Below are 20223 nucleotides of genomic sequence, written 5' to 3' on the forward strand. Positions count from 1 at the left end.
ACAGTTGACAGTTGACAGTTGACAGTTAACCGTTAACTAATGACCAATGCCCAATGCCCAATGCCCAATGCCCAATGCCCAATGCCCAATGATTAACCATAAAATAGCAGTAATTGTGCTCGCAGGCGGTCAAAGTTCGCGGATGGGTACGGATAAATCTCTCCTAGAAATTGAGGGTAAAAGCCTGTTGCAGCGGGCGTGTGAGGTTGCAGCAGCCTTAACGCCAGAAGTGTATGTTTTGACTGCTTGGCCCGATCGCTATCGATCGACCCCAACCCAAAAATCCCAATTTCTGGTAGAGTACAATCCGGGTTCCGGCCCCTTAGTGGCATTAACTCAAGGACTGACGGACATTTCTGCCGACTGGATTTTGCTATTAGCTTGCGATTTGCCCTTATTAGATTCCCGAATCATTGATAATTGGGCGAGTAAGTTAACAGAGTTTCCCCCATCTACCTTAGCAGTTGTCCCCTATCAAAATTCGCGCTGGGAGCCATTATGCGGTTTCTACCGCAAACAATCTCTGTCCAGCTTGCAAAGTTTTATTGACAAAGGGGGACATTCATTTCAACAGTGGTTAAATCAAATCCAAGTAATCCCTCTACCCGTAGGGGAACGAGAAGCAGTCATGCTATCGAATTGCAATACACTAGAAGAATTTGAGCAATTAAAAGGTAAAATGGTTGACAGTTGACAGTTGACAGACTAATGACTAATAGGGTTCGCGAGCGGGGACGCTCGCACTAATAACTAATGACTAATAACTAATGATTAACGAATATTGGTTACTCGATCGCGAAATCACATTCCTCAACCACGGTTCCTTTGGAGCCTGTCCGATTCCCGTACTGGAAGCGCAAACCAGTTTTCGAGAACAACTGGAAAGAGAACCATTGCGCTTTTTAATGCGGGAATTTGAGCCGCTGTTAGATAACGCCAGAAATCAGTTAGCCACCTTTATTGGTGCAGGCGAAGAAGAATTAGCCTTTGTGCCGAATGCTACCACTGGAGTCAATGCCGTTTTGCGATCGCTCTATTTTAGTCCGGGCGACGAATTGCTAACCACAAATCAGGAATACAACGCCTGTCGCAACACACTAGATTTTATCGCAGAGCGCACAGGCGCCAAAGTAATAGTAGCAGAAATACCATTTCCCATTGAATCGCCAGAACAAATTATTGAAGCAATAATTAAGTGCGTTTCCCCGCAAACAAAATTAGCCTTATTAGACCACATTGTCAGCCAAACAGGTTTAATTTTTCCCATCAAACAGTTAGTCGGCGAATTAGCTAATCGCGGCGTAGATGTATTAGTAGACGGAGCTCACGCACCGGGAATGGTAGCACTGAATTTAGAAGAAATCGGCGCCGCTTACTACACAGGAAATTGCCACAAATGGCTGTGCGCGCCGAAAGGTGCAGCTTTTCTGTACGTGAGGCGAGACAAACAAGATAGCATTCGGCCAACTACCATCAGTCACGGCGCCAACTCACCGCGCGCCGACAAATCACGCTTTCAACTAGAATTTGACTGGATGGGAACAGTCGATCCAAGTCCCTATTTGTGCGTACCTGTAGCCATTGATTTCATGGGTTCTTTGTTGAGTGGCGGCTGGCCGGAATTGATGGCAAAGAATCATGATTTAGCATTGGCTGGGAGACAAATATTAGCAGATAAATTAGATTTGCCGCTGCCTTGTCCCGATGAAATGGTAGGTTCTATGGCTGTTATACCACTAGCCGACGAACAGCCTGACGCCGCTGCAACGGGTGGAATTCCACCATTGCAAGAGGTGCTGTGGCAGATTTTCAAAATAGAAGTGCCGGTTATTCCTTGGCCAGATTCTAGCAAGCGGCTGGTGAGGATTTCAGCTCAATTTTACAATACCTTGCCACAGTATGAATATTTAGCGAAAGCGCTAGCTGAGCTAACAGGAAATTCAGCGGGAGATTCCCAAAAAACCTAAACCTTAACTATAGTAATCCTCAAAAAAAAAGGTACGTTGTTGGGCTTGGGCCCTCCGAAGATTTGTGATCTACCAACTTACCCAACAACAGCTTTTACCAAATATACCTAAATACGCTTGGATTAAAGCTTTCAAATGAGTTTGATCTCACGAATTTACAGGAAATACAAGCATCTTTTAGCAGCCTGACTATTCTTAAATGAACCGTATTGGTCTACAATCTACGGTAAGAGGGCTGAAGCCCAACAACGTACCTTATCTTTCTGAGAGCCACTATATCAAAATAAATATTGCAAAAAATTATATTTAAAATATTCACTATCTAAAATTAAGCAACTAATACGAATCCTAAAAAAACTGGCAAAATATTATAAATAGTATGCGAGCATCTGTAGGGATACGACAATACCGTCTAGTTCACAGAACTGCGAGTTTTAATAATTGGTACAAGATTAAGAATTGTAGCAATTTATTTTAAATTAGCATTAAAACACGGTACGAAAATCGGATTTTACACAACTTCCGCTGCACCGAATATAATGTATCAAGACTTGTATTTATATCCCCAAAAAACAAAATAAAAAGAGGAGAATACGATGTCAAATGCCATGATGGTAATTTTCCCCTATCGCGAACAGTACACCTGGGTTTTTGACGACGAGCGAGCCGGACTTGTCCGAGAACCATTTGTTCAGGGCGTCCCCGAAATGATTAACGTACTTGTCGCAGACATTCCCAACGCCGCTCAAGGTTTCCGACTATTATTTTCAGCCAATCCATTTCCCGGATATCAAGCAGAAATGGCTTGGTTTAAAACAGAATACGGCGGAAACTGGTATCGGTGGGAAGCCGAAAATCTCGAAGGCTGGCTTTGTCCGGCTTTGTTTAAATACTTTCTAGAAGCACCGCCCAAGTTTTATTGCAAAGCTGAAAAAATGTAATAATCAAGAGCAAGTCAATGAAAAACTTGTCAATCTTTAAGAGAAACTTTGTTAAACCAGCCGATCGCAAATCTAGACAAAAGCTCAAATTAGCACTATGTATATTTGGGCTATTTGTGCTAATTGTCACAGCAGCCATCTCCGCAGGACTCGGGGCAATTACCGCCCTCTTAGCACCCGTGGAACCGCAAATGATTAGCAAAGTCCTAGACGCTACAGGCTTTAACTATATATCATCCAACCGCTCTGGATACCGCCTCTCGCGGCCTGTTAATATCTTAATCCTGGGAATTGACCGCGTACCCGGATCTGTCCCCAATTCCCGCAAGATTTTTAACGGCCGCAGCGATACAATACTCTTATTCCACCTCGATCCTAGAGAGAAATCTATTAGTTTGCTTTCAATTCCGCGAGATACAAAAGTCGAAATTCCCGGAATTAGCTTCAGCAAAATTAACGAAGCAAATGCCAGAGGAGGAGCAGTTTTGGCGGCGCGATTGGTGAGCACTATCGCCAACAATGCAACAATTGAAAGATACGTGCGAGTCAGCAGCGTTGCGTTTCGGGAATTAGTCGATTTGTTGGACGGAGTTGAGGTATTTGTACCTCGGGCGATGTCCTATACAGATAAAGCCCAAAAGTTAAGCATAAATTTAGCACAGGGATGGCAAAATCTCAACGGAGAAGAAGCAGAACAATTGGCTCGATTTCGCAACGACGGTTTGGGAGATATCGGCCGAATTGGGCGACAGCAATCTTTAATTCAAGCTATTCGCAACCGCCTCGCAAGTCCATCAGTATTGGTGCGATTGCCACAAATTGTGCGATTGATGCAAAAATATGTAGATACAAACCTAAATTTTGAGGAAATATTGACGATCGCAAATTTCGGTTTGCAATTGGAGCGAGATAATTTTAAAATGGTGATGTTACCGGGACGCTCTAGCTCATCACAAGGGGATTTGAGGAGTTATTGGATTGTCGATGTTGCTGGGCGCGATCGCATTATGACACAATATTTCAAACAAGGCGCAGCGGATTTTGCCCAAGGGCGAAACGCCAATCCCAGCCAGCCGGTTTCACCCAGCAGCCTCAAAATCGCCGTCCAAAATGCTTCTAGCAACCCAAAAACCGCCAAAACCGTCGCTGAATTTCTCAGAAAAAAGGGCTTTTCTAACGTATCTGTAGTCAAAGATTGGCCCGACAAGCAACGTCAAAGTCAAATTATTGTACAGCAAGGCGATTTAGAAGCAGCAAATCTTCTGCAAAAAACTTTAGGCTATGGTAAAATAGAAGCATCTTCTACTGGTGAAATTGAATCTGACTTGACACTTCGCGTCGGCGAAGATTTGGTAAAGCGATTTAATTAGTTATTAGTTATTAGTTATTAGTTATTGGTTATTAGTTATTGGTTATTGGTTATTGGTTATTGGTTATTTGTTGCTTGCAATGCCCTGTTTTCCCTTCTTCCCAATGCCCAATGCCCAATGCCCAATGCCCAATGCCCAATTCCCCATTCCCAATTCCCCATTCCCAATTCCCAATTCCCCATTCCCTATTCCCTATTCTCATCATCATGAAAAGTCTATTCCGAATTTTACTGAGCCTAATTATAAGTGTAGTGTTAGCCTTTGGGTGGGTAATGCTGAGTGCTACTCCGGCATTTGCGCTACCAAAAAAAAATATTAATTACACAAATATTAACTTGTCCGATCGCGATTTCTCCAATTCTGACTTAGCGGGCGGAACATTCGTCGCCGCCGAGATGCGGGGAACCAACTTTCAAGGCGCTGATTTAACCAATGCGATTTTGACTAAGGGAGTTTTGTGGAAGGCCAACTTGTCAGGTGCAAATCTGTCCGGTGCTTTAGCCGATAGAATTACATTCGACGGCGCTAATTTGACGAATGCTAATTTCACCGAAGCAATTATGACTCGAAGTCGTTTTTTTGATGCAGCCATTTCCGGGGCTGATTTTACCGACGCAATTATCGATGCTTATCAAGTAACAATGATGTGCGAAAAAGCCGATGGTGTCAATCCCGTGACGGGAGTTTCTACGCGAGAAAGTCTGGGATGTTCGTAGAAATTTTGATTTAAATAAGGCTGACGCGCCAGGGCGAGAAACCGGGTTTCTACGAGTTTTTTGGTTTAGTAACAATCAATCTCCAAAGAAACCCGGTTTCTGAGTTCAGCCTGTACACTCTTCGGCTAGAAACCGGGTTTCTACGAGTTTGTTAGTTTAGTAACAATCAATCTCCAAAGAAACCCGGTTTCTGAGTTCAGCCTGCATCACTTACATCCGTTACGTTCGCTACATCCCGCATATTGCTCGTTGCGGAAATTCCTTTTATCGAGCGCGACAAATGCCTGTATTTGCAGTACCCAATACCAAGTCAGAATTCAACAATAAATCTAAATCAGTGTCGGGATTAACAGCATACAAATCGACTTTATCTCGACCCAAAAATACCCCAACCAAAGTACCGACTCCTGCGCCGCCGAGTACCTCTTCAGTGGCGATCGCCCGATCGCCCGTAACTCCCGCAATCGCCGCCGCCGCTGCTGCACCCAAAGCCGTGTTCTTAATCAGATTACCAACATTCACGCCCTTAGTCACAGTTTCTTTGCGAGTAATCACCTGCGAAGTAGCATTCAGAGGAACTCTGCTACCGTTGATGATACTTAACTCTTGCGCCACAAACTGAACGCCCTCAGCAGTCGATCGCAATTCGCCACTAATTTTCGAGCCTTCGGGTATCATAACCTTGCCATTACTTCCTGCGATATCCGCAGCCACAGTCAGCGTAATCGGAGACTTGTCATTGGGGGCGAGCAAAATTTTGCCTTTGGCGTACTCGATGGGAATAGTCACCCCGCTGGGGATTTTCACAGCAACACTCTGGCCAATATCAATCTTAGCAATGTAAGGAGAATTAATTGCTCTTGCTTGATTGGTACTGACTAATGTTTGATAGATAAAAGCAGCTACTTCCGCCCGCGTGGCTGACTGGTTTGGCTTCAGGGATTTAGGATTGGGATAGCTGACAACCAACTGTTTTTCAGTAGCAGCAGCCACACTTTTCACAGCATAACTTTGAATTTCACCCGCATCATTATAGTAGCTGAGAACATCTTGAAAATTGCAAGCAGGCTCATAACCCAGCCCGTTATTTAAAGCCACTACAACTTGAACGCGAGGAATCTGCTGTGATGGCCTGAAAACATTGCCGGGGTAGCCAGACATCCATCCCATTTCATAAGCTTCGGCGATCGCCCCCCGCGCCCAAAAATTAGACGGAACATCGACAAAACCTATAGCAGCGCGAGTTTTCGCCTTTTTCACAGAACGGATCATTGCCGCGAATTCCGCCCGCGTTACCAGTGCATCCGGGCGGAAAGTGCGATCGGGAAATCCTTTAATAATTCCTCTTTCTGACAAATCTTGAATAAAGTCTTTCGCCCAATAGTTATTACTAACATCCGAAAAAGCTGTTTGAGCAAAAGCAGGCGCAGGAGTCAGCATCGGCGCTGCGGTTCCGGCAACAGTTGCCAATGTTAATATAACAGATGTGCCGAATTTAATGCGTTGAAATACAGACATTTTTGATTCTCCAATTTACACAAGTTTTTTATTGAGAAAAAAGCAAGCCTTTGTCCGGCTATTTATCGTTGATTGATTCTTGCCTAGCTTGCTCTTGTGCTCAGTGATGTCATCATTATTAAATGCTTTTATTTGTGGCGAGGGGAAGATACGGTCTTTTAAAATAAATATTTTTATGCTGGTTGGTCGATTTTAAAATGCTTAAATTCCTTAAAATCCTTATGTTGCTTATCTTCCTTATCTACCTGGAACTTATAAAGGTACGTAAAAGGTACGTTGTTGCGCTTCAGCGCTCTTTTGGGATATCGGAAAGAGCGCTGAAGCGCAACAACGTACCTAGATTAATGACTAATTGAAAAGAGCGCTAAAGCGCAACTACGTACCTAGACTAATAACTAATGACTAATAGCGAGTAGCGGTTCCCAACTTGTCACATCTTCAAATAAACATTGATAACCGACTTCATTGGGATGGAGACCATCCGAAGTCAGACAAGAACGCCACCAAATATTACCGCGATCGATCCATTTATCAAAAATATCTAAATAGGGAATTCCCCGTTCCAAACAAGCTAACTTTGTGGCTTCTTTATAGCGATATTGGTCAGCGTGATTGTAGTACAAACAATCTTGAAAAGGCATTTTGCTTTCATCCACCGGCACCATCCCGACAAATATCACCGGACAAAGTTGTTGCGATAAATTTAACAAATTATCCAAAACAGTTTTAAAATGTTCAAAATCAGTATAACTGCGCCCAGTAGGCGATTGCACTCTCGCCGTATCGTTGAGGCCTACCGACAGTATGATGGCATCCGGGACGCGGTTTCTGAGCTCGCCCCGGTGCCGAAACTCGTTTTCGAGGCGCTGGGCGACTTGATACGTGCGATCGCCCCGAACGCCCAAATTGTATAAAACGTGTCCTGCACTCTCCGTTAACATCCACTGTCGCCGCAATCTTTCCACCCAACCCCCGCCTACACCGTCGCCGAAACCGTAGATTAAACTGTCGCCGAAAGCAACCAATTTGAGGGGATGAGAATTTACCTGATGCAAGTGACCAAAGGAATAGGCTGTTGTTGCCTGCATAAGCAATGATACTCAGTTAGTAATTTTGAATCTTCGCATACTAGACTAGAATGTAACATTAGATAAAGTAGGTAATCTCATGGTTAAGCGTCCAACCTTCGATTCAACTCAGCTAACCCGTCGGGCAGAAGAGTTGATCGGTGCTGCATCCAATCGCTATCGGATTACGGTGCAAGTGGCGAACCGCGCCAAACGCCGTCGCTATGAAGATTTTGACAATATGGACGACCATCAAATGATGAAACCTGTGATGCGGGCGATATTTGAGATGTCGGACGAACTCACTCAGCCGGAAATTATCGGGGATATCTAGACTTGGGGAGTTTTGAGTTTTGAGTGGTGAATTTCAACAATTTTTGTTAATTCAAAACTCAAAACTTTCTTCAACCAGACTGGCGCGACTGGCAGAAAAATCCGGTTTATTTTTAGCTTTCAAACGAGTGCTAGCCGGAGACCAAGTTACATCTATATACGCAAGCAAGTTACATCTATATACGCAAGCGAGCGGGACGCTCGCACTGCGAAGAAACGCTTTTTACCAAATCGGGATGCTCCCAACCGGGTTGATTTTCGTAAATCCTAAGATGAGAGATTAGGATATAGGCTGGTAGGTGAGTTTAGGAAATTATTCTATTTTTGAATTGAAATTATTGTCAAAACCGTGAAAAAGAAATTCAAGCTGGGCTTCAGTTTTCTGTTAGTTACTTTGAGTGTGGCGATTTTTACGCTTTTGAGTGGCGTATTGGAATCGGGCGAACTGAGTGTGTCGGCTTTGGAACCTTCGCTGCTGCGTGGTTCTGGGTCTAGAGGACTGGTTGCTCAACAATCGGCGCCACAGCAATTGAGGGCGCAGGATGCGTGGAAATTGGTGTATGAAAAAGTGCCGGATTTGCCGATCGAGAATAACTACATTTCTAAGGAAACCGGCAAAGTAGATCCCAACAATACTTTAGTCGGGCGCTTGATTAGATATCATGTGTTTGTTAAAGGACGGCCGCCGAATTACCGTTTTGATTGGAAGTTGAGTTTAGCTGACTATCTGGGGGCGACTCCCGATTATTTGGTGGAAGGCGTGTATCCGGGAAAAGATGTTTTGCGAGAAAATCCGATGGAACGCGATCGCGCTGCTATTCAAAGTTTAAATAGAAAACAGCGGGATGCTTTGGTTCAAGCTTTGGTTGATGTTTTTACCGAGAATTCGGGGCCATCGCGCACACCGGCGGCGGGCGAAACACCAAAAGGGCGATCGACTTCCCCGGAAATACCGCAGCCACAGCCGGGAGATGCAAAGTTGCTGACACCGTAAGCTTGAAGGAGGCCTAGAAACCGGGTTTTTGGCTAATCTGCCTGGTGTAACGCGTCTTTTCGGCATAAACAGATTGGTTCGTAGTGCGGACTTCAGTCCGCAGCGGGAGAGCGGACTGAAGTCCGCACTACGAACCGTTGTTGTTATCGTAATCGACTGGACATGATATAAGCCATAAAATCACCTAATCAATCTAAAATCCAAAATCCAAAATCTAAAATCGCCAGATGGAACGTGTAATTAAGACTGGTGCGGGCTGGCGTTTGGGATGGAACCCAAACGCAGAAGAGTTTCAGGGTTTGGTGGCTGGGGAAGGTTGGGCGATCGAACTCACCGAAGCCGAGTTAAACGATTTTTGCCGGTTGTTGGGACAATTAGCCGCCACAATGAGTCAAATGGCCTCTGAGTTAATGGACGAGGAAAAAATCGCCATTGAAGCCGAAAGCGACTTGTTGTGGGTGCAGTTAGAAGGCTATCCCGAAGCTTACAGCGTGCAGTTGATCTTGAATGCTGGTAGGAGGTGCGAGGGTTTTTGGCCGGCGGCTGCGGTTCCGAGTTTGGTGCAGGCAACCAAAGTTTTAAAAGTTTTTTGACTTTTTCTGAGATTCTATGCTAAGCTGTTAAAGCTGTCGGGGCGTAGCGCAGCTTGGTAGCGCACTACTTTGGGGTAGTAGGGGTCGTGGGTTCAAATCCCGCCGCTCCGATTGTGATAAAGATCGTGATAAAACCTTCTCAAACGAGAAGGTTTTGTTGTTTTTAGCAGTGACTCTTGGTATTGCTGAGTTCGTGACAGTGGAGTACAAAACGTCATCCTCTGGATCCTCTTTTAGGCAAAACCAGGAAATTTCTCACTCAAACTTTGAGAGAAATAATACTGACACCAAAATTCTGCTACTTCTAACAACATCGGTACAGATTTAGGAGTTATACCTGAACCATACTCCGGGGCATAACTTTCTACGTATTCTTTAGCTAGTTTATAGATCCAATAAGGAAAATCGTTGTCTGTGAAACAACGCAGTGCATAGTCTAATTTTAGTAAATTTCCACTGCGGACAAAATGTACTGTTCCCCAGGCAACATTACGACGATCGTCTCCTTGTAGGCTATTAATTGTTCTCAATAACTTACGGATAGATTGCTCGCCTTCATTACTAGGATTTTCTAGGTAAATTTCCATTTGGGCGATTCCTTCAGCTATTACCTGTTTGTGCTGTTCCCATTCTTCCTCGGTATAGTGTTCGGGACAAGTAGCTTGATTCATCTCGTGTTGTACTCGCTGAGAAATGTACAGCGCAAATTTTTCGGCCGCAACTCGATCGGTACACAAACTTTTGATACTTGTCAGTCTGGTTATGGATATAGCAAATCGAGTTTTTTCAAGTTCCTTGGCTGTTTGAACCCATTTCTTGATTTTAGTGGCAATAGGAGTTAGTGAACTTTTTGGTTTCATTTTAATTGATAGAATGCACAAGTTTTGTCGTAGGTTTTTTTAGATTGTACACAAACCTATGTCATAGATGGCGATCGCCATTTCGGTTATTTTCCGGGAATTTTGCTGTGACTCGGGCGATCGTAGTGTCGGAATGTGCTGTTAAATGTTGTCGAATGCCATCTCGTCAATTATTCCATTGTTTTTGTCATAACTCCTCCTCAATCTCCACATCTACCGCTTCTAACTCAGCTTCCAACTGCTCAAAAGTCGGCAAACTCCCCTGTAACTGTTCCGGTAAAGTCTCCCGCAATTGATAAGTCGAAACCCCGATCGCCTTATTCATGTCTCGCAAAGAATATTCCACAATCTTCTGCTTTTTATTCTTGCATAAAATCATCCCAATAGTCGGCATATCGTCCCGGTGTTTGAGTAAATCATCCACAGCCGAAACGTAAAAACTCATCTTTCCCGAAAATTCCGGCTTAAACGCTTCCACTTTCAAGTCAATTACCACAAAACAACGCAAACGTAAATGATAAAATAATAAATCAATATAAAAATCTTCCCCTTCAACCTCCAGGTGATACTGACTCCCGACAAAAGCAAACCCTACCCCCAACTCCAGCAAAAAATCGCGGATACGTTCAATCAAAGCCTGCTCTAAATCGCGCTCTTTTGCTGCTTTACCTAAACTGAGAAACTCAAAATTATAAGGGTCTTTAAATAACTGTTGAGCCAGTTCTGATTGAGGATTTGGCAGAGTGCGAGAGAAATTAGTATCAGCTTTCCCTTGCCGCCGGTATAGTCTACTTTCTATCTGATGAACTAACACATTTCGACTCCATCCTTGCTCGATAGTTTGGCGAATGTACCACTCGCGCTCAACCCCATCTTTCACACTATCCAAAATGCGGATATTATGGCCCCAAGGAATTTGTGCAACAACCTGCTGCACAAATTCAAAATCTGGGTAAGTTTCCGCAAAACTCCTCATATATTTCAGATTGCGAGATGAAAAACCCTTCATCTCAGGAAAAGCTTTTTGCAAGTCAGCAGCCAAAGTGTCTATAACTTTAGTACCCCATCCTTGCTGCTGTTGCCGATTTAAAATATCCTGTCCAATTTGCCAATAAAGCAACACTAATTCTCGGTTAACAGAAACTGCTGCCCGTACTTGAGCATTGCGGATGCGTTCTTTCAGTTCCCGCAGGAAAATATTATAATCTTCTGGAATTGATAAACTATCCACCATAGCTTAACCCCCACATATTTTCTTGAATCAGCGTGGTTTTATAGTCAGGATAGGAAATATAAAACTACGAAAAGTATAGCCGATCAATGTATGTAGTTGCGCTTCAGCGCTCTTTGCTAATCTTATAAAGAGCGCTGAAGCGCAACTACGTACCTAAGTTGTCCTAAATATTTTCAATCTTGAGCAATAATTAAACAATCACTGCCAACTTTCGACAGAAAATCAGGAAATGCTGCTGTGGGGCTGCTATCTTTGTTTACAACTCTGCGGAGTGTATAGCCTTTTTCAGGAGCTCTGCCGAAAAACGAGTTTCTGCGATCCCAGATATCCCCATTGGGAGTGTTCGGATCGCGATCGATCAAAAAATCCATAATCCACGGCGGTACAGACAATCCAAACGCGATCGGCGTGATGTGCCCGTGCTGCAAAGTTGCATCCGAGAAGCGGAATAAGTAGCTGAAGCGAGAAAATTTGACGGCATAAAGTAACATCCGTCCCGCCATTGATGAATGAAATGTCCAGACAACTGGTTCATAAATCCGCAGCAATAATGTTCGTTGGCCAGGATTCCATTCTGAATTGTACATCGTCAGACAATAGTCTGGCAAAATATTCCCGTCCATAAAGAAGATACCTTGCAGGGCTTCTGGAAACTCCGGTGGATGTTCTGCTTTCATCCAGGTTGCGATGTCTTTTAGTTTCTTTGTTTCAATTAACATGGTATTATTTAACCTCTAAAAAATTGTGATTTAGTCTCTGGTTATATACCCCCTTGAGTTCGTTGTGTAACAGGCATCTTGCGTGTTTTTTAAGGGCGGGCGGGACGCCCACTTTACAAGCAATTTGATGTGTTGTGGAACAGGCATCTTGCGTGTTTTTTAAGGGCGGGCGGGACGCCCACTCCACAAGCAATTTGATGTGTTGTGGAACAGGCATCTTGCCTGTTACGATCGCCGAACTTTACCAACGGTACTAATGACATCCACCAGCATCTTCAGTGCGATATCTTTAGCTGGGCAAATCCGTCCCGCACTCCGATCGCCCACCGAATGAAAACCCATATGATAAGGGCACAAATTCTCGCGCTTAGCGTTGAATTCGTACACCGTAGAACCCCAGAAACTCGCGTCTAGATGCCCCAAACTGAGCGGTATCAGTACCTTGGTTCCGGCGGGAAAAGTGCGCTGTCTGCCCCCTACCGTGGCGGTAAATGGCTCTGTCGCGACTCGGTGGGTGGCGCTGACGGGAGCCCAGAGGCGCCCGCATTCCAACAGGAAAAGCTCGATCGACTGGCGATCGTCCAAATCGAGATCGTCCCAAAACTCCGTCGGATTAATTTGAGCCGTCTGTGTTCCTTTATACGCCGGGAGAGGGCGGTATCCCATAGCCGTGTAGCCTAGGTGCAGGGGGCCTTGCAGTCCCGCTATCCCCATAATTGCTGTCATCAGCTTTGCCAATTCCCGCCTAGTCATGCCGTTGTTTTCCGAGCTCACCTCGAAGTCGGCTAGGGCAGGAGAATTTTCGTAGATAGTCGCCGCGCGCTCGATTAAAGCCGACAAATCCCCGTGTCCAAACAGGTTCAGGCTTTGCAGCAGGCTGCCCGCGACGGCGAAGTAGTGCGCTGGGCTTTGGCGGATGTAATGTAAATCGGTGAGAAGTTCGATCGCAGACTTGTCATCTGGGTTAATCCCAAAAATTACGTAGTGCAGGTATGGAACTAAAAATCCCATCCAACCGCGCCTGACATCGGTAAAAAATGTTCCCCCCGCACCGTGCGGCATCTCGGTATAATCTGATGCTAGGCGATCGAGCAACCGCCTGCTGATTTCGTCTTCTTGGCGATCGGTTGTGGCGCTGTTGAAAAGATACTTTTGCATACAGCTTCGGAATGCTGCGTGGTTGCTGCTACCGTCTGGTTCGCGATCGGACAAAGACAGCAGGAAAAGGTTCCTACCGCCGACATCTTGGTTGGGGGAGAGATCGGCATCGAGCACAGAAGTACCCAGCCGCCATCCGCGCGCCTGAGGCGATGTGAGTGCTTCTTCGAGTGTTGCAAATTCTCCCATCACGACTTGTCCCGCGCAGCAAAAATTAGCCCCGAAAGCCAGCCGTTTTATTGGCAAATAGGTGGGTTCGTTGGCAATTAAACCCTCTATAAGACTGATTATCGGCAGGAACGTTTTGCTGAGGCTTTCTGTCGGATTTTCCAAAGTCCAAGTCTGAAACTCATGCAGTGCCGGGTTCATAAATGATGAGAAGACACCTTCTAAATTTAGGTTCGTCATAATTAAGATACTTTTTGCTAAAAGTTGCTAAACTTTAAAATCAATTGTCTTTGATTGATTAGTACGAGCGGCATCGATCGATAGTTAACTTAATATTTATGCCGTTTGCCCTTGGGTAAAACCGGAAGATTTCTCTAAACATTAAGAAACAGATATATAGTTATACCAATTTTACATCAAGTTAGATATAGCCTTTCTCAAAAAAGTGAGGTATGCCCGCTAGTCTTATGCCCTATGCCCCATGCTCTATGCCCCATGCCCATGAGTACCTCATATGAGAGCTTGAAAGGCTATAGAATAAAGATACTGTTGAGAGGTCATGAGTTATGGCACACTGATTCTGGCGATCGCAGAAAGTGCACAGAGCAAGCGAGCAACAACTAAAAAACAGTCGCACCGCTCAAGGGAGAAGTATTTCTGACACTTGTGGAATTGCATGAACGACTGAATCTTGTTCTGCAACAAATCACACCTGAATAAATTTGTTCGCTATCTTCTTACAATTTCATTTTTGAATCTTTATTCGAGGCAGCTTCATATTAAATTGCTATCAAACATCTCTTTAAAACTTGATAGATCGAAAATTTTTGTGCCTTTATAGTCAAAATATTTTCCTTCTCGATCGACTAAAACTGTTTTAATTTTAAGCTGCTTAGCCCCTTCGATATCGTCTTCGATTGAGTCACCAACCATTAACACTTGTGATGGTTCTATATTTAAATCATCTATAACAAATTTAAAAACTTTAGAGCTAGGTTTGCCAAAACCAATTTCTTCACTAATATAAATTTTGTTAATATATTCCTCTAATTTTAATGCCTTGATTTTGTCCCTTTGTCCGTCGGAAGGTCCATTTGTAAGAATAGCGGTATTAATTTCTTTTTTTCGTAAATCTTTTAGCGATGGAATAACATCATCAAATAATGTTATTCCGTGATTTGCCTCTTTCATATAAATATCATTTAGTGCTGAAGAAAACGCTAAACGATTTTCGCGTTCGCCTGGTATAACATCAGCATAGCGACGCAACCTATACTCGTCCCTAGAAATAATTCCCTTAACAAACTGTCGGAACAAGGTAGGCTCTATCAAGCTATAACTATTCCAAAATTGATTAACATCTATGCCAGATGATTCAAGAACTCGATTAACAAGACTGATTGCATTTTTTTTAGCTTTCTGATAATCACAAAGTGTATCATCTAGATCGAAAATGACATATTTTATTCTATGCAACTTCATGTAAAATTGGTATTTTTTATATCGATCTGTTTAAAGTCTAAAATCCCAAATAAAATGACGCCCGCGAAAGTTTCCTAGCAGTACAAAAGCACTTTATCGGAAACCCGCGGGCGTCAAAATCAAACAAACTTAAATCTTAGAACAGACCAAGCGTGAAAGATTTGTCGATCGGGAAAATAGCACCAATACCCAACCACAGAGTTACCGCAGTTCCAAAAAGGAAGACTGTAGTAGCAACAGGGCGGCGGAACGGATTTTGGAACTTGTTAACATTCTCGATGAACGGAATCAAAATCAAGCCAACTGGAACACCGGCCATGCAAGCAATACCCAACAATTTGTTAGGCAAAACGCGCAGGAGTTGGAACACAGGCCACAAATACCATTCCGGCAGAATTTCTAGCGGAGTAGCAAAAGGATTGGCAGGTTCGCCAATCATAGCCGGGTCTAGTACAGCCAAGCCGACGCACAGAGAAATCGTTCCCATGATCACAATTGGGAAAACGTAGAGCAAGTCATTGGGCCAAGCTGGTTCGCCGTAATAGTTGTGACCCATGCCCTTAGCGAGCTTAGCGCGTAGCTCTGGATCGCTCAAATCTGGTTTTTTGATAATAGACATAGTGAGAGTGTTCTCCTTTTAGTTTTGCCCGGGCCTGGCATTCCGCTGTATTCGTTAGTCCGAATCAGCGGGGCGATCGCACGAAGTATTGACCGTAATAAATATCTTGACATCCTCACCGCCGTAAAACGGACGGTGATTCCTAAACCTCACGATTTAGGTTTCTGCTTCATCGCAACTGCCTCCACCCTAGGCGCGAGTTTATGGCCTTACGTTCGCTCCACAGACTATCCCCGCAAGCCTTGCGGTTCTTGTGTGTCGAAATCCAAAAAAGGAGTTCTCATTTTTTTGGTTGATTCTAGGGGTGGACTGTCCATTGCCCTATCCTCTTTTCCCGGTCTACCGATTTGTCTGCGCCACCAGTTTTACTGGACTTCGCTCGTTAGGCTGTCTGAATCCATCGTCTCGGGTGGGTCAAGGACCACCTTAATTATACTGAAAGATTTGTAAAGCCGTCCTGGAAGGACGGGGTTTCAAACCCAATTTTCTGATGAGAGATGAATTCTGAATTTTCAACCCAAAATTCCGCAGGGGGGCAAAAAAATACCTCCCCCACAACTCAAAATTTACAATGGGCCAGAAATGCCTTGCTTGCGAATCATCAAGAAGTGAGCCAGCATGAAGACGATAATCAGCCAAGGCAACACAAAAGTGTGCAAGCTGTAGTAACGAGTCAAAGTGCCTTGACCGACGCTGACACCGCCGCGAAGCAGTTCTACCAGTGTAGAACCGACAAAGGGAATGGCTTCTGGTACGCCGGAAACGATTTTAACTGCCCAGTAACCGATTTGATCCCAAGGCAGAGAGTAGCCGGTCACGCCGAAAGAAACAGTGAGAACCGCCAAGATTACTCCTGTCACCCAGGTTAATTCGCGGGGCTTTTTGAAGCCGCCGGTCAGGTAAACCCGGAAGGTGTGCAAAATCATCATCAGTACCATCATGCTGGCAGACCAGCGGTGGATGGAGCGGATCAGCCAGCCGAAGTTGACTTCATTCATCAGATATTGCACTGAAGAAAAAGCTTCTGCTACCGTGGGACGGTAATAGAAAGTCATGGCGAAGCCGGTGGCAAACTGGATTAGAAAACAAACTAGAGTAATGCCGCCCAAGCAATAGAAGATGTTGACGTGGGGAGGTACATACTTTGTAGTGATGTCGTCTGCGATCGCCTGAATTTCCAGGCGTTCATCAAACCACTGGAAGGTTTTTGAGTCGGTGATTTGTTTAGAAAACATGGAGCCAGAATTCCTAAAAGAATATTGCTGTGGTTGAGGTTCATTCTCAGCAGCCACAAGGTTTTTTTGTCGCCCCGCGCCGAGCAGTTGGCTTTTACTAGCAAATGCCTGAGGCTATTTTTAAATTTGGAGCTCATGAAAGGAAATCTCTTGTGCGATCGCCCGCGAGCACTGGGAAACCAAGCTAGAGCTGAGCCCTACTCGCTGGCGTTGCGCGATCGAATTCCAGACTGTGATAAAAAATGTAACATAATTGCTGTACAAATTTCACGGAGCGATGCTTTTGCCTTCGTCTCAAATAGCATTTTCTGCCAGCTCAACATCCGCCCCAAGCTCGCATACAGCCAAGAACCCAGCCCAGGAGCAAAGTCCGAGTCCGCCAGAGGGTGGCTGGGAGGTAAAATTTAATATTCATGATAAAACTTCACTAATTTTGCGATTAAATGTTACAATTAACTAATTTTTTGTTCGCGGCTGGGCAATGATGAATCCTGAATGTCTCCGGGACAGTTGACTGCACAAAAGCTTAAAAGCTTACAAACTTAAAATACAGGAAATGCCATACTTGCCTATCTTTGAGACAAAAAAATCATGCAGAGACGAGTTTTCCAGACAGCAATTATCTTCTTCCTCCAAGTCGTCCTGGTTCTAGGCGCATGGGCTCTTCCGGCGGCGGCGCTAACTCCAGAACAGCAGTTGTTGAGCGAAGCTTGGCGCATTGTCAATCGTTCCTATGTGGATGACACCTTCAACTCGAAAAACTGGTGGTCGATTCGCGAAAAAGCCGTCAAGGAACCGCTCAACGACAGACAGCAGACTTACACGGCGATTCAAGGGATGCTGGCAAATCTTGACGACCCTTTTACTCGACTGCTCAAACCGGAACAGTACCGCAGTTTGCAGGTCAACACTTCGGGAGAATTGACGGGAGTTGGGCTACAAATTGCGATCGACCCCGAGACAAATACTCTGACAGTGGTGGCTCCTTTGGCGGGCTCGCCGGCGGATAAAGCCGGCATTCAACCGCTCGATCGCATTTTGAAAATTGACGGCACTCCTACCTCAGAATTGAGCCTGGACGAAGCAGCAACTCGAATGCGGGGCCGCATCGGCACTCCTGTTACTTTGACCTTGGGACGCGAAGGAAGGGAGGTTCCTGAAGACATTGAGCTGGTGCGCGATCGCATTGCTCTCAATCCGGTTTATGCCGAATTGCAGTCCGGGCCGGACAATTTACCGCTGGGCTACATTCGCCTGAGTCAATTCAGCGCTAACGCCACCGAAGAAGTCGCCCATGCGATCGATCGTTTGGAAAAACAAGGCGCTGCCTCCTACATTCTCGATTTGCGGAACAACCCGGGCGGGCTGTTGCAAGCGGGGATTGAAATTGCGCGCCTGTGGATCGATTCTGGGACGATCGTCTACACAGTCAACAGACAAGGCATTCTCGGCAGTTTTGAGGCTTCTGGACAAGCCTTAACTGGCGATCCGCTGATTGTTTTGGTGAACAAGGGAACGGCCAGTGCTAGCGAAATTTTGGCGGGTGCGCTGCAAGATAACGGCAGAGCTCAACTGGTGGGCGAAAAGACTTTCGGGAAAGGACTGATTCAGTCGCTGTTTGATTTGTCCGACGGTTCCGGGTTGGCTGTAACTGTTGCTAAGTACGAGACACCGAACCACACGGATATTAACAAATTGGGGATTTCGCCCGATCGCGCAGTGCCGCTAGAACCGATTGCGCGCGATCGAATTGGCACTGAAGACGACTTACAATATCAAGCTGCACTGCAACTACTAAAAGAGAAAACCGCGATCGCAAAGACGGCGGTTGAAACCGCGCCCAGACAAACAATGTCCGCCTCTGCCGACGGAAGACAATAAAGTAATTTCAACCACCCTTTCTTCAACCCGCACTCCTGCGGGTTTTGTTTGTACAGGCGCGAATTCCATTCGCCCCCTCTTGTTTCTTGAACCCGCATTCCTGGGGTTTTGTTTGTATAGGCGCGAATTCCCTTCGTCCACTCTTCTGTCTGCGCGGTGCACATCCTACAACAATCTTCAGATTAAGGTTGCTGTCTGACAATTTAAGGTTGCAGCGTAGATTCCTCAGAATCGGGTGCTTCGGGTTCCTGCAAAATCACCGGGCGTTGCTGGGGATCGGCTCGATTGCTTTGCTCTTGCATCACAGTTTTAGCCTGACTGGGGTCAAAATAGCGGTTAAAGTCCGATCGCGACTTATCGACTCGCGCTTGAGTAAGATTCACTTCAGCTTGGATTTCGTGCAACTTTTCTTGGACTCCCCGGTAGTGGGGCCAAAGCTGAATCAAAGCAGAAGTCGCACACACTGACAGAACTACATTAACTGCTAACTTGACTCCTGTTTCGGCGGCGAGCGTTTGATGAGGGTAGGAACGCTGGCTGCTGCTGCGACGAGGAGTAACCCGAGGGGGAGTTTTTACAGGACGTAGTGGGGTAACGGTAGGTTGAATCGCTTGCATAATTTTTTTTTCAAATACCTGAGACTGACTTTTTAGAGCTGACCACAGAAAATTCTGAGTTTAACGCACACCTGCCCCTGTTTGTCAGGGTGCTCGCAGCCCAAATTTTTGAGACTGGGTGACGGCTGAGGACGGAATTTCCCAATAAAAATGCCTGCCCTTGCAGTCTCGTCTTCGTGACCACAAACAATCTACTGCACGATGACAGCAATTGTCTGTAATTTCGAGATTTAACTAAGGAGGACAGGCGACGGTGCGGTTCGCTACTGGTGTCTCGAAACTACTTGTACAGTTCTGTTGACAGCCGGAAAGCCAAGATTCCGGGAATCAAAGCAATTACGAGCGCTACGTAGACTTGGGTATCTGTTAAAGACATATGAGGAAAACTCCATTTTACGGGCACGAGCTTTCATCAATTTGAGACAAATTGGCGCTTTTGGGAATCTTTTGTTACAAATCGACAAGTAATTCGGTGCCGTTGGGGAGGAGTGGGAGAGGGGGAGAGGCCGAGAGGGGGAGATGGGGAGATGGGGAAAATCTTTATGCTTGACTTCTCGTTCTCGGATTGAGTTCGATCGCTATAAATCCGCTAAATTCGTTAAAACCCCCTAAATTGGCCGTTTCCGAACTGCCTTGGGAGCGATCGGCCGCGACAAAGTTGCCGGACTAGGTTACGATCAGTAAACGTGACACTCATTTTAGACAGAGCCAGTGATTTGCGCTGAGCTAGTACCTAGCTAGCGATTAAATA

General features: G+C 45.2%; 22 protein-coding genes and 1 tRNA gene. 11 read left to right on the top strand and 12 right to left on the bottom strand.

What is annotated here, in order from left to right:
* Positions 1–88: 88 nt before the first annotated feature.
* The 4 genes from JGK11_RS03920 (at position 89) to JGK11_RS03935 (ending at position 4278) form a co-directional block, all read left to right on the top strand.
* Positions 89–694, top strand: coding sequence for a molybdenum cofactor guanylyltransferase (locus tag JGK11_RS03920; protein WP_293191811.1), 606 nt, complete (start codon positions 89–91; stop codon positions 692–694).
* Positions 695–767: 73 nt separating this feature from the next.
* Entirely contained in the window at positions 768–1967 is a 1200-nt protein-coding gene (locus JGK11_RS03925) for an aminotransferase class V-fold PLP-dependent enzyme (RefSeq protein WP_293175101.1), read from the top strand.
* A gap of 596 nt (positions 1968–2563) precedes the next feature.
* A complete protein-coding gene (locus JGK11_RS03930) occupies positions 2564–2908 on the top strand; it encodes a DUF6717 family protein (protein WP_293175099.1) in 345 nt (114 codons plus the stop codon).
* Positions 2909–2925: 17 nt separating this feature from the next.
* Complete coding sequence (locus JGK11_RS03935; RefSeq protein ID WP_293175097.1) at positions 2926–4278, top strand: LCP family protein; 1353 nt, start codon at positions 2926–2928, stop codon at positions 4276–4278.
* Positions 4279–4334: 56 nt separating this feature from the next.
* Here the strand turns inward: JGK11_RS03935 and JGK11_RS03940 are convergent, their stop codons facing one another.
* The gene (locus tag JGK11_RS03940; protein WP_293175095.1) at positions 4335–4460 is read right to left on the bottom strand and encodes a hypothetical protein; all 126 of its coding nucleotides are present in this window, start codon (positions 4458–4460) and stop codon (positions 4335–4337) included.
* 24 nt (positions 4461–4484) lie between these two features.
* On the opposite strand from JGK11_RS03940, the gene JGK11_RS03945 reads away from it, so the two are divergent.
* A complete protein-coding gene (locus JGK11_RS03945) occupies positions 4485–4994 on the top strand; it encodes a pentapeptide repeat-containing protein (RefSeq protein ID WP_293175093.1) in 510 nt (169 codons plus the stop codon).
* A 264-nt stretch (positions 4995–5258) separates the two neighbouring features.
* Here JGK11_RS03945 and JGK11_RS03950 read toward each other — a convergent pair whose 3' ends face one another.
* Complete coding sequence (locus JGK11_RS03950) at positions 5259–6512, bottom strand: S-layer homology domain-containing protein (RefSeq protein WP_293175091.1); 1254 nt, start codon at positions 6510–6512, stop codon at positions 5259–5261.
* Between the two features lie 395 nt (positions 6513–6907).
* Positions 6908–7600 carry a GDSL-type esterase/lipase family protein gene (locus JGK11_RS03955; protein WP_293175089.1) on the bottom strand — a complete coding sequence of 231 codons (693 nt, stop codon included), beginning with the start codon at positions 7598–7600 and terminating at the stop codon, positions 6908–6910.
* 79 nt (positions 7601–7679) lie between these two features.
* On the opposite strand from JGK11_RS03955, the gene JGK11_RS03960 reads away from it, so the two are divergent.
* The 4 genes from JGK11_RS03960 to JGK11_RS03975 all read left to right on the top strand — a co-directional run bounded on the left by JGK11_RS03960 (position 7680) and on the right by JGK11_RS03975 (position 9610).
* Positions 7680–7913: a DNA-directed RNA polymerase subunit omega gene (locus tag JGK11_RS03960; protein ID WP_293175087.1), complete on the top strand. Its 234-nt coding sequence runs from the start codon at positions 7680–7682 to the stop codon at positions 7911–7913.
* A gap of 348 nt (positions 7914–8261) precedes the next feature.
* Complete coding sequence (locus JGK11_RS03965; protein ID WP_293210639.1) at positions 8262–8906, top strand: hypothetical protein; 645 nt, start codon at positions 8262–8264, stop codon at positions 8904–8906.
* 227 nt (positions 8907–9133) lie between these two features.
* The gene (locus JGK11_RS03970) at positions 9134–9499 is read left to right on the top strand and encodes a DUF1818 family protein (RefSeq protein ID WP_293195992.1); all 366 of its coding nucleotides are present in this window, start codon (positions 9134–9136) and stop codon (positions 9497–9499) included.
* 37 nt (positions 9500–9536) lie between these two features.
* Positions 9537–9610, top strand: a tRNA-Pro gene (locus JGK11_RS03975).
* 122 nt (positions 9611–9732) lie between these two features.
* Here JGK11_RS03975 and JGK11_RS03980 read toward each other — a convergent pair.
* The 7 genes from JGK11_RS03980 to petB form a co-directional block, all read right to left on the bottom strand.
* Positions 9733–10359 (bottom strand): hypothetical protein, encoded by a 627-nt coding sequence (locus JGK11_RS03980; protein WP_293175049.1) that lies wholly within the window; start codon positions 10357–10359, stop codon positions 9733–9735.
* A gap of 187 nt (positions 10360–10546) precedes the next feature.
* Positions 10547–11593, bottom strand: a complete 1047-nt coding sequence (locus tag JGK11_RS03985) for a PDDEXK nuclease domain-containing protein (RefSeq protein WP_293175046.1) — start codon at positions 11591–11593, stop codon at positions 10547–10549.
* A gap of 173 nt (positions 11594–11766) precedes the next feature.
* Positions 11767–12312, bottom strand: coding sequence for a hypothetical protein (locus tag JGK11_RS03990; RefSeq protein WP_293175043.1), 546 nt, complete (start codon positions 12310–12312; stop codon positions 11767–11769).
* A 225-nt stretch (positions 12313–12537) separates the two neighbouring features.
* On the bottom strand, positions 12538–13878 hold the full coding sequence (locus JGK11_RS03995; RefSeq protein WP_293195994.1) for a cytochrome 450: 1341 nt from the start codon (positions 13876–13878) through the stop codon (positions 12538–12540).
* Between the two features lie 534 nt (positions 13879–14412).
* The gene (locus JGK11_RS04000) at positions 14413–15120 is read right to left on the bottom strand and encodes an HAD family hydrolase (RefSeq protein WP_293206287.1); all 708 of its coding nucleotides are present in this window, start codon (positions 15118–15120) and stop codon (positions 14413–14415) included.
* Between the two features lie 136 nt (positions 15121–15256).
* Positions 15257–15739, bottom strand: a complete 483-nt coding sequence (petD, locus tag JGK11_RS04005) for a cytochrome b6-f complex subunit IV (RefSeq protein WP_293175034.1) — start codon at positions 15737–15739, stop codon at positions 15257–15259.
* Between the two features lie 566 nt (positions 15740–16305).
* Positions 16306–16974, bottom strand: a complete 669-nt coding sequence (gene petB, locus JGK11_RS04010; protein WP_293175031.1) for a cytochrome b6 — start codon at positions 16972–16974, stop codon at positions 16306–16308.
* A 135-nt stretch (positions 16975–17109) separates the two neighbouring features.
* On the opposite strand from petB, the gene JGK11_RS04015 reads away from it, so the two are divergent.
* A complete protein-coding gene (locus tag JGK11_RS04015) occupies positions 17110–17382 on the top strand; it encodes a hypothetical protein (protein WP_293175028.1) in 273 nt (90 codons plus the stop codon).
* A gap of 183 nt (positions 17383–17565) precedes the next feature.
* Positions 17566–18855: a carboxyl-terminal processing protease CtpA gene (gene ctpA, locus JGK11_RS04020; RefSeq protein ID WP_293195996.1), complete on the top strand. Its 1290-nt coding sequence runs from the start codon at positions 17566–17568 to the stop codon at positions 18853–18855.
* Positions 18856–19058: 203 nt separating this feature from the next.
* Here ctpA and JGK11_RS04025 read toward each other — a convergent pair whose 3' ends face one another.
* Both JGK11_RS04025 and psaM read right to left on the bottom strand, forming a co-directional pair.
* Entirely contained in the window at positions 19059–19472 is a 414-nt protein-coding gene (locus tag JGK11_RS04025; protein ID WP_293187236.1) for a hypothetical protein, read from the bottom strand.
* A gap of 280 nt (positions 19473–19752) precedes the next feature.
* On the bottom strand, positions 19753–19848 hold the full coding sequence (gene psaM, locus JGK11_RS04030) for a photosystem I reaction center subunit XII (protein ID WP_015174804.1): 96 nt from the start codon (positions 19846–19848) through the stop codon (positions 19753–19755).
* Between the last annotated feature and the right edge of the window lie 375 nt (positions 19849–20223).

Origin of the sequence: Microcoleus sp. PH2017_34_RAT_O_A (genome assembly GCF_020737885.1) — a bacterium.
GTDB lineage: Bacteria > Cyanobacteriota > Cyanobacteriia > Cyanobacteriales > Microcoleaceae > Microcoleus.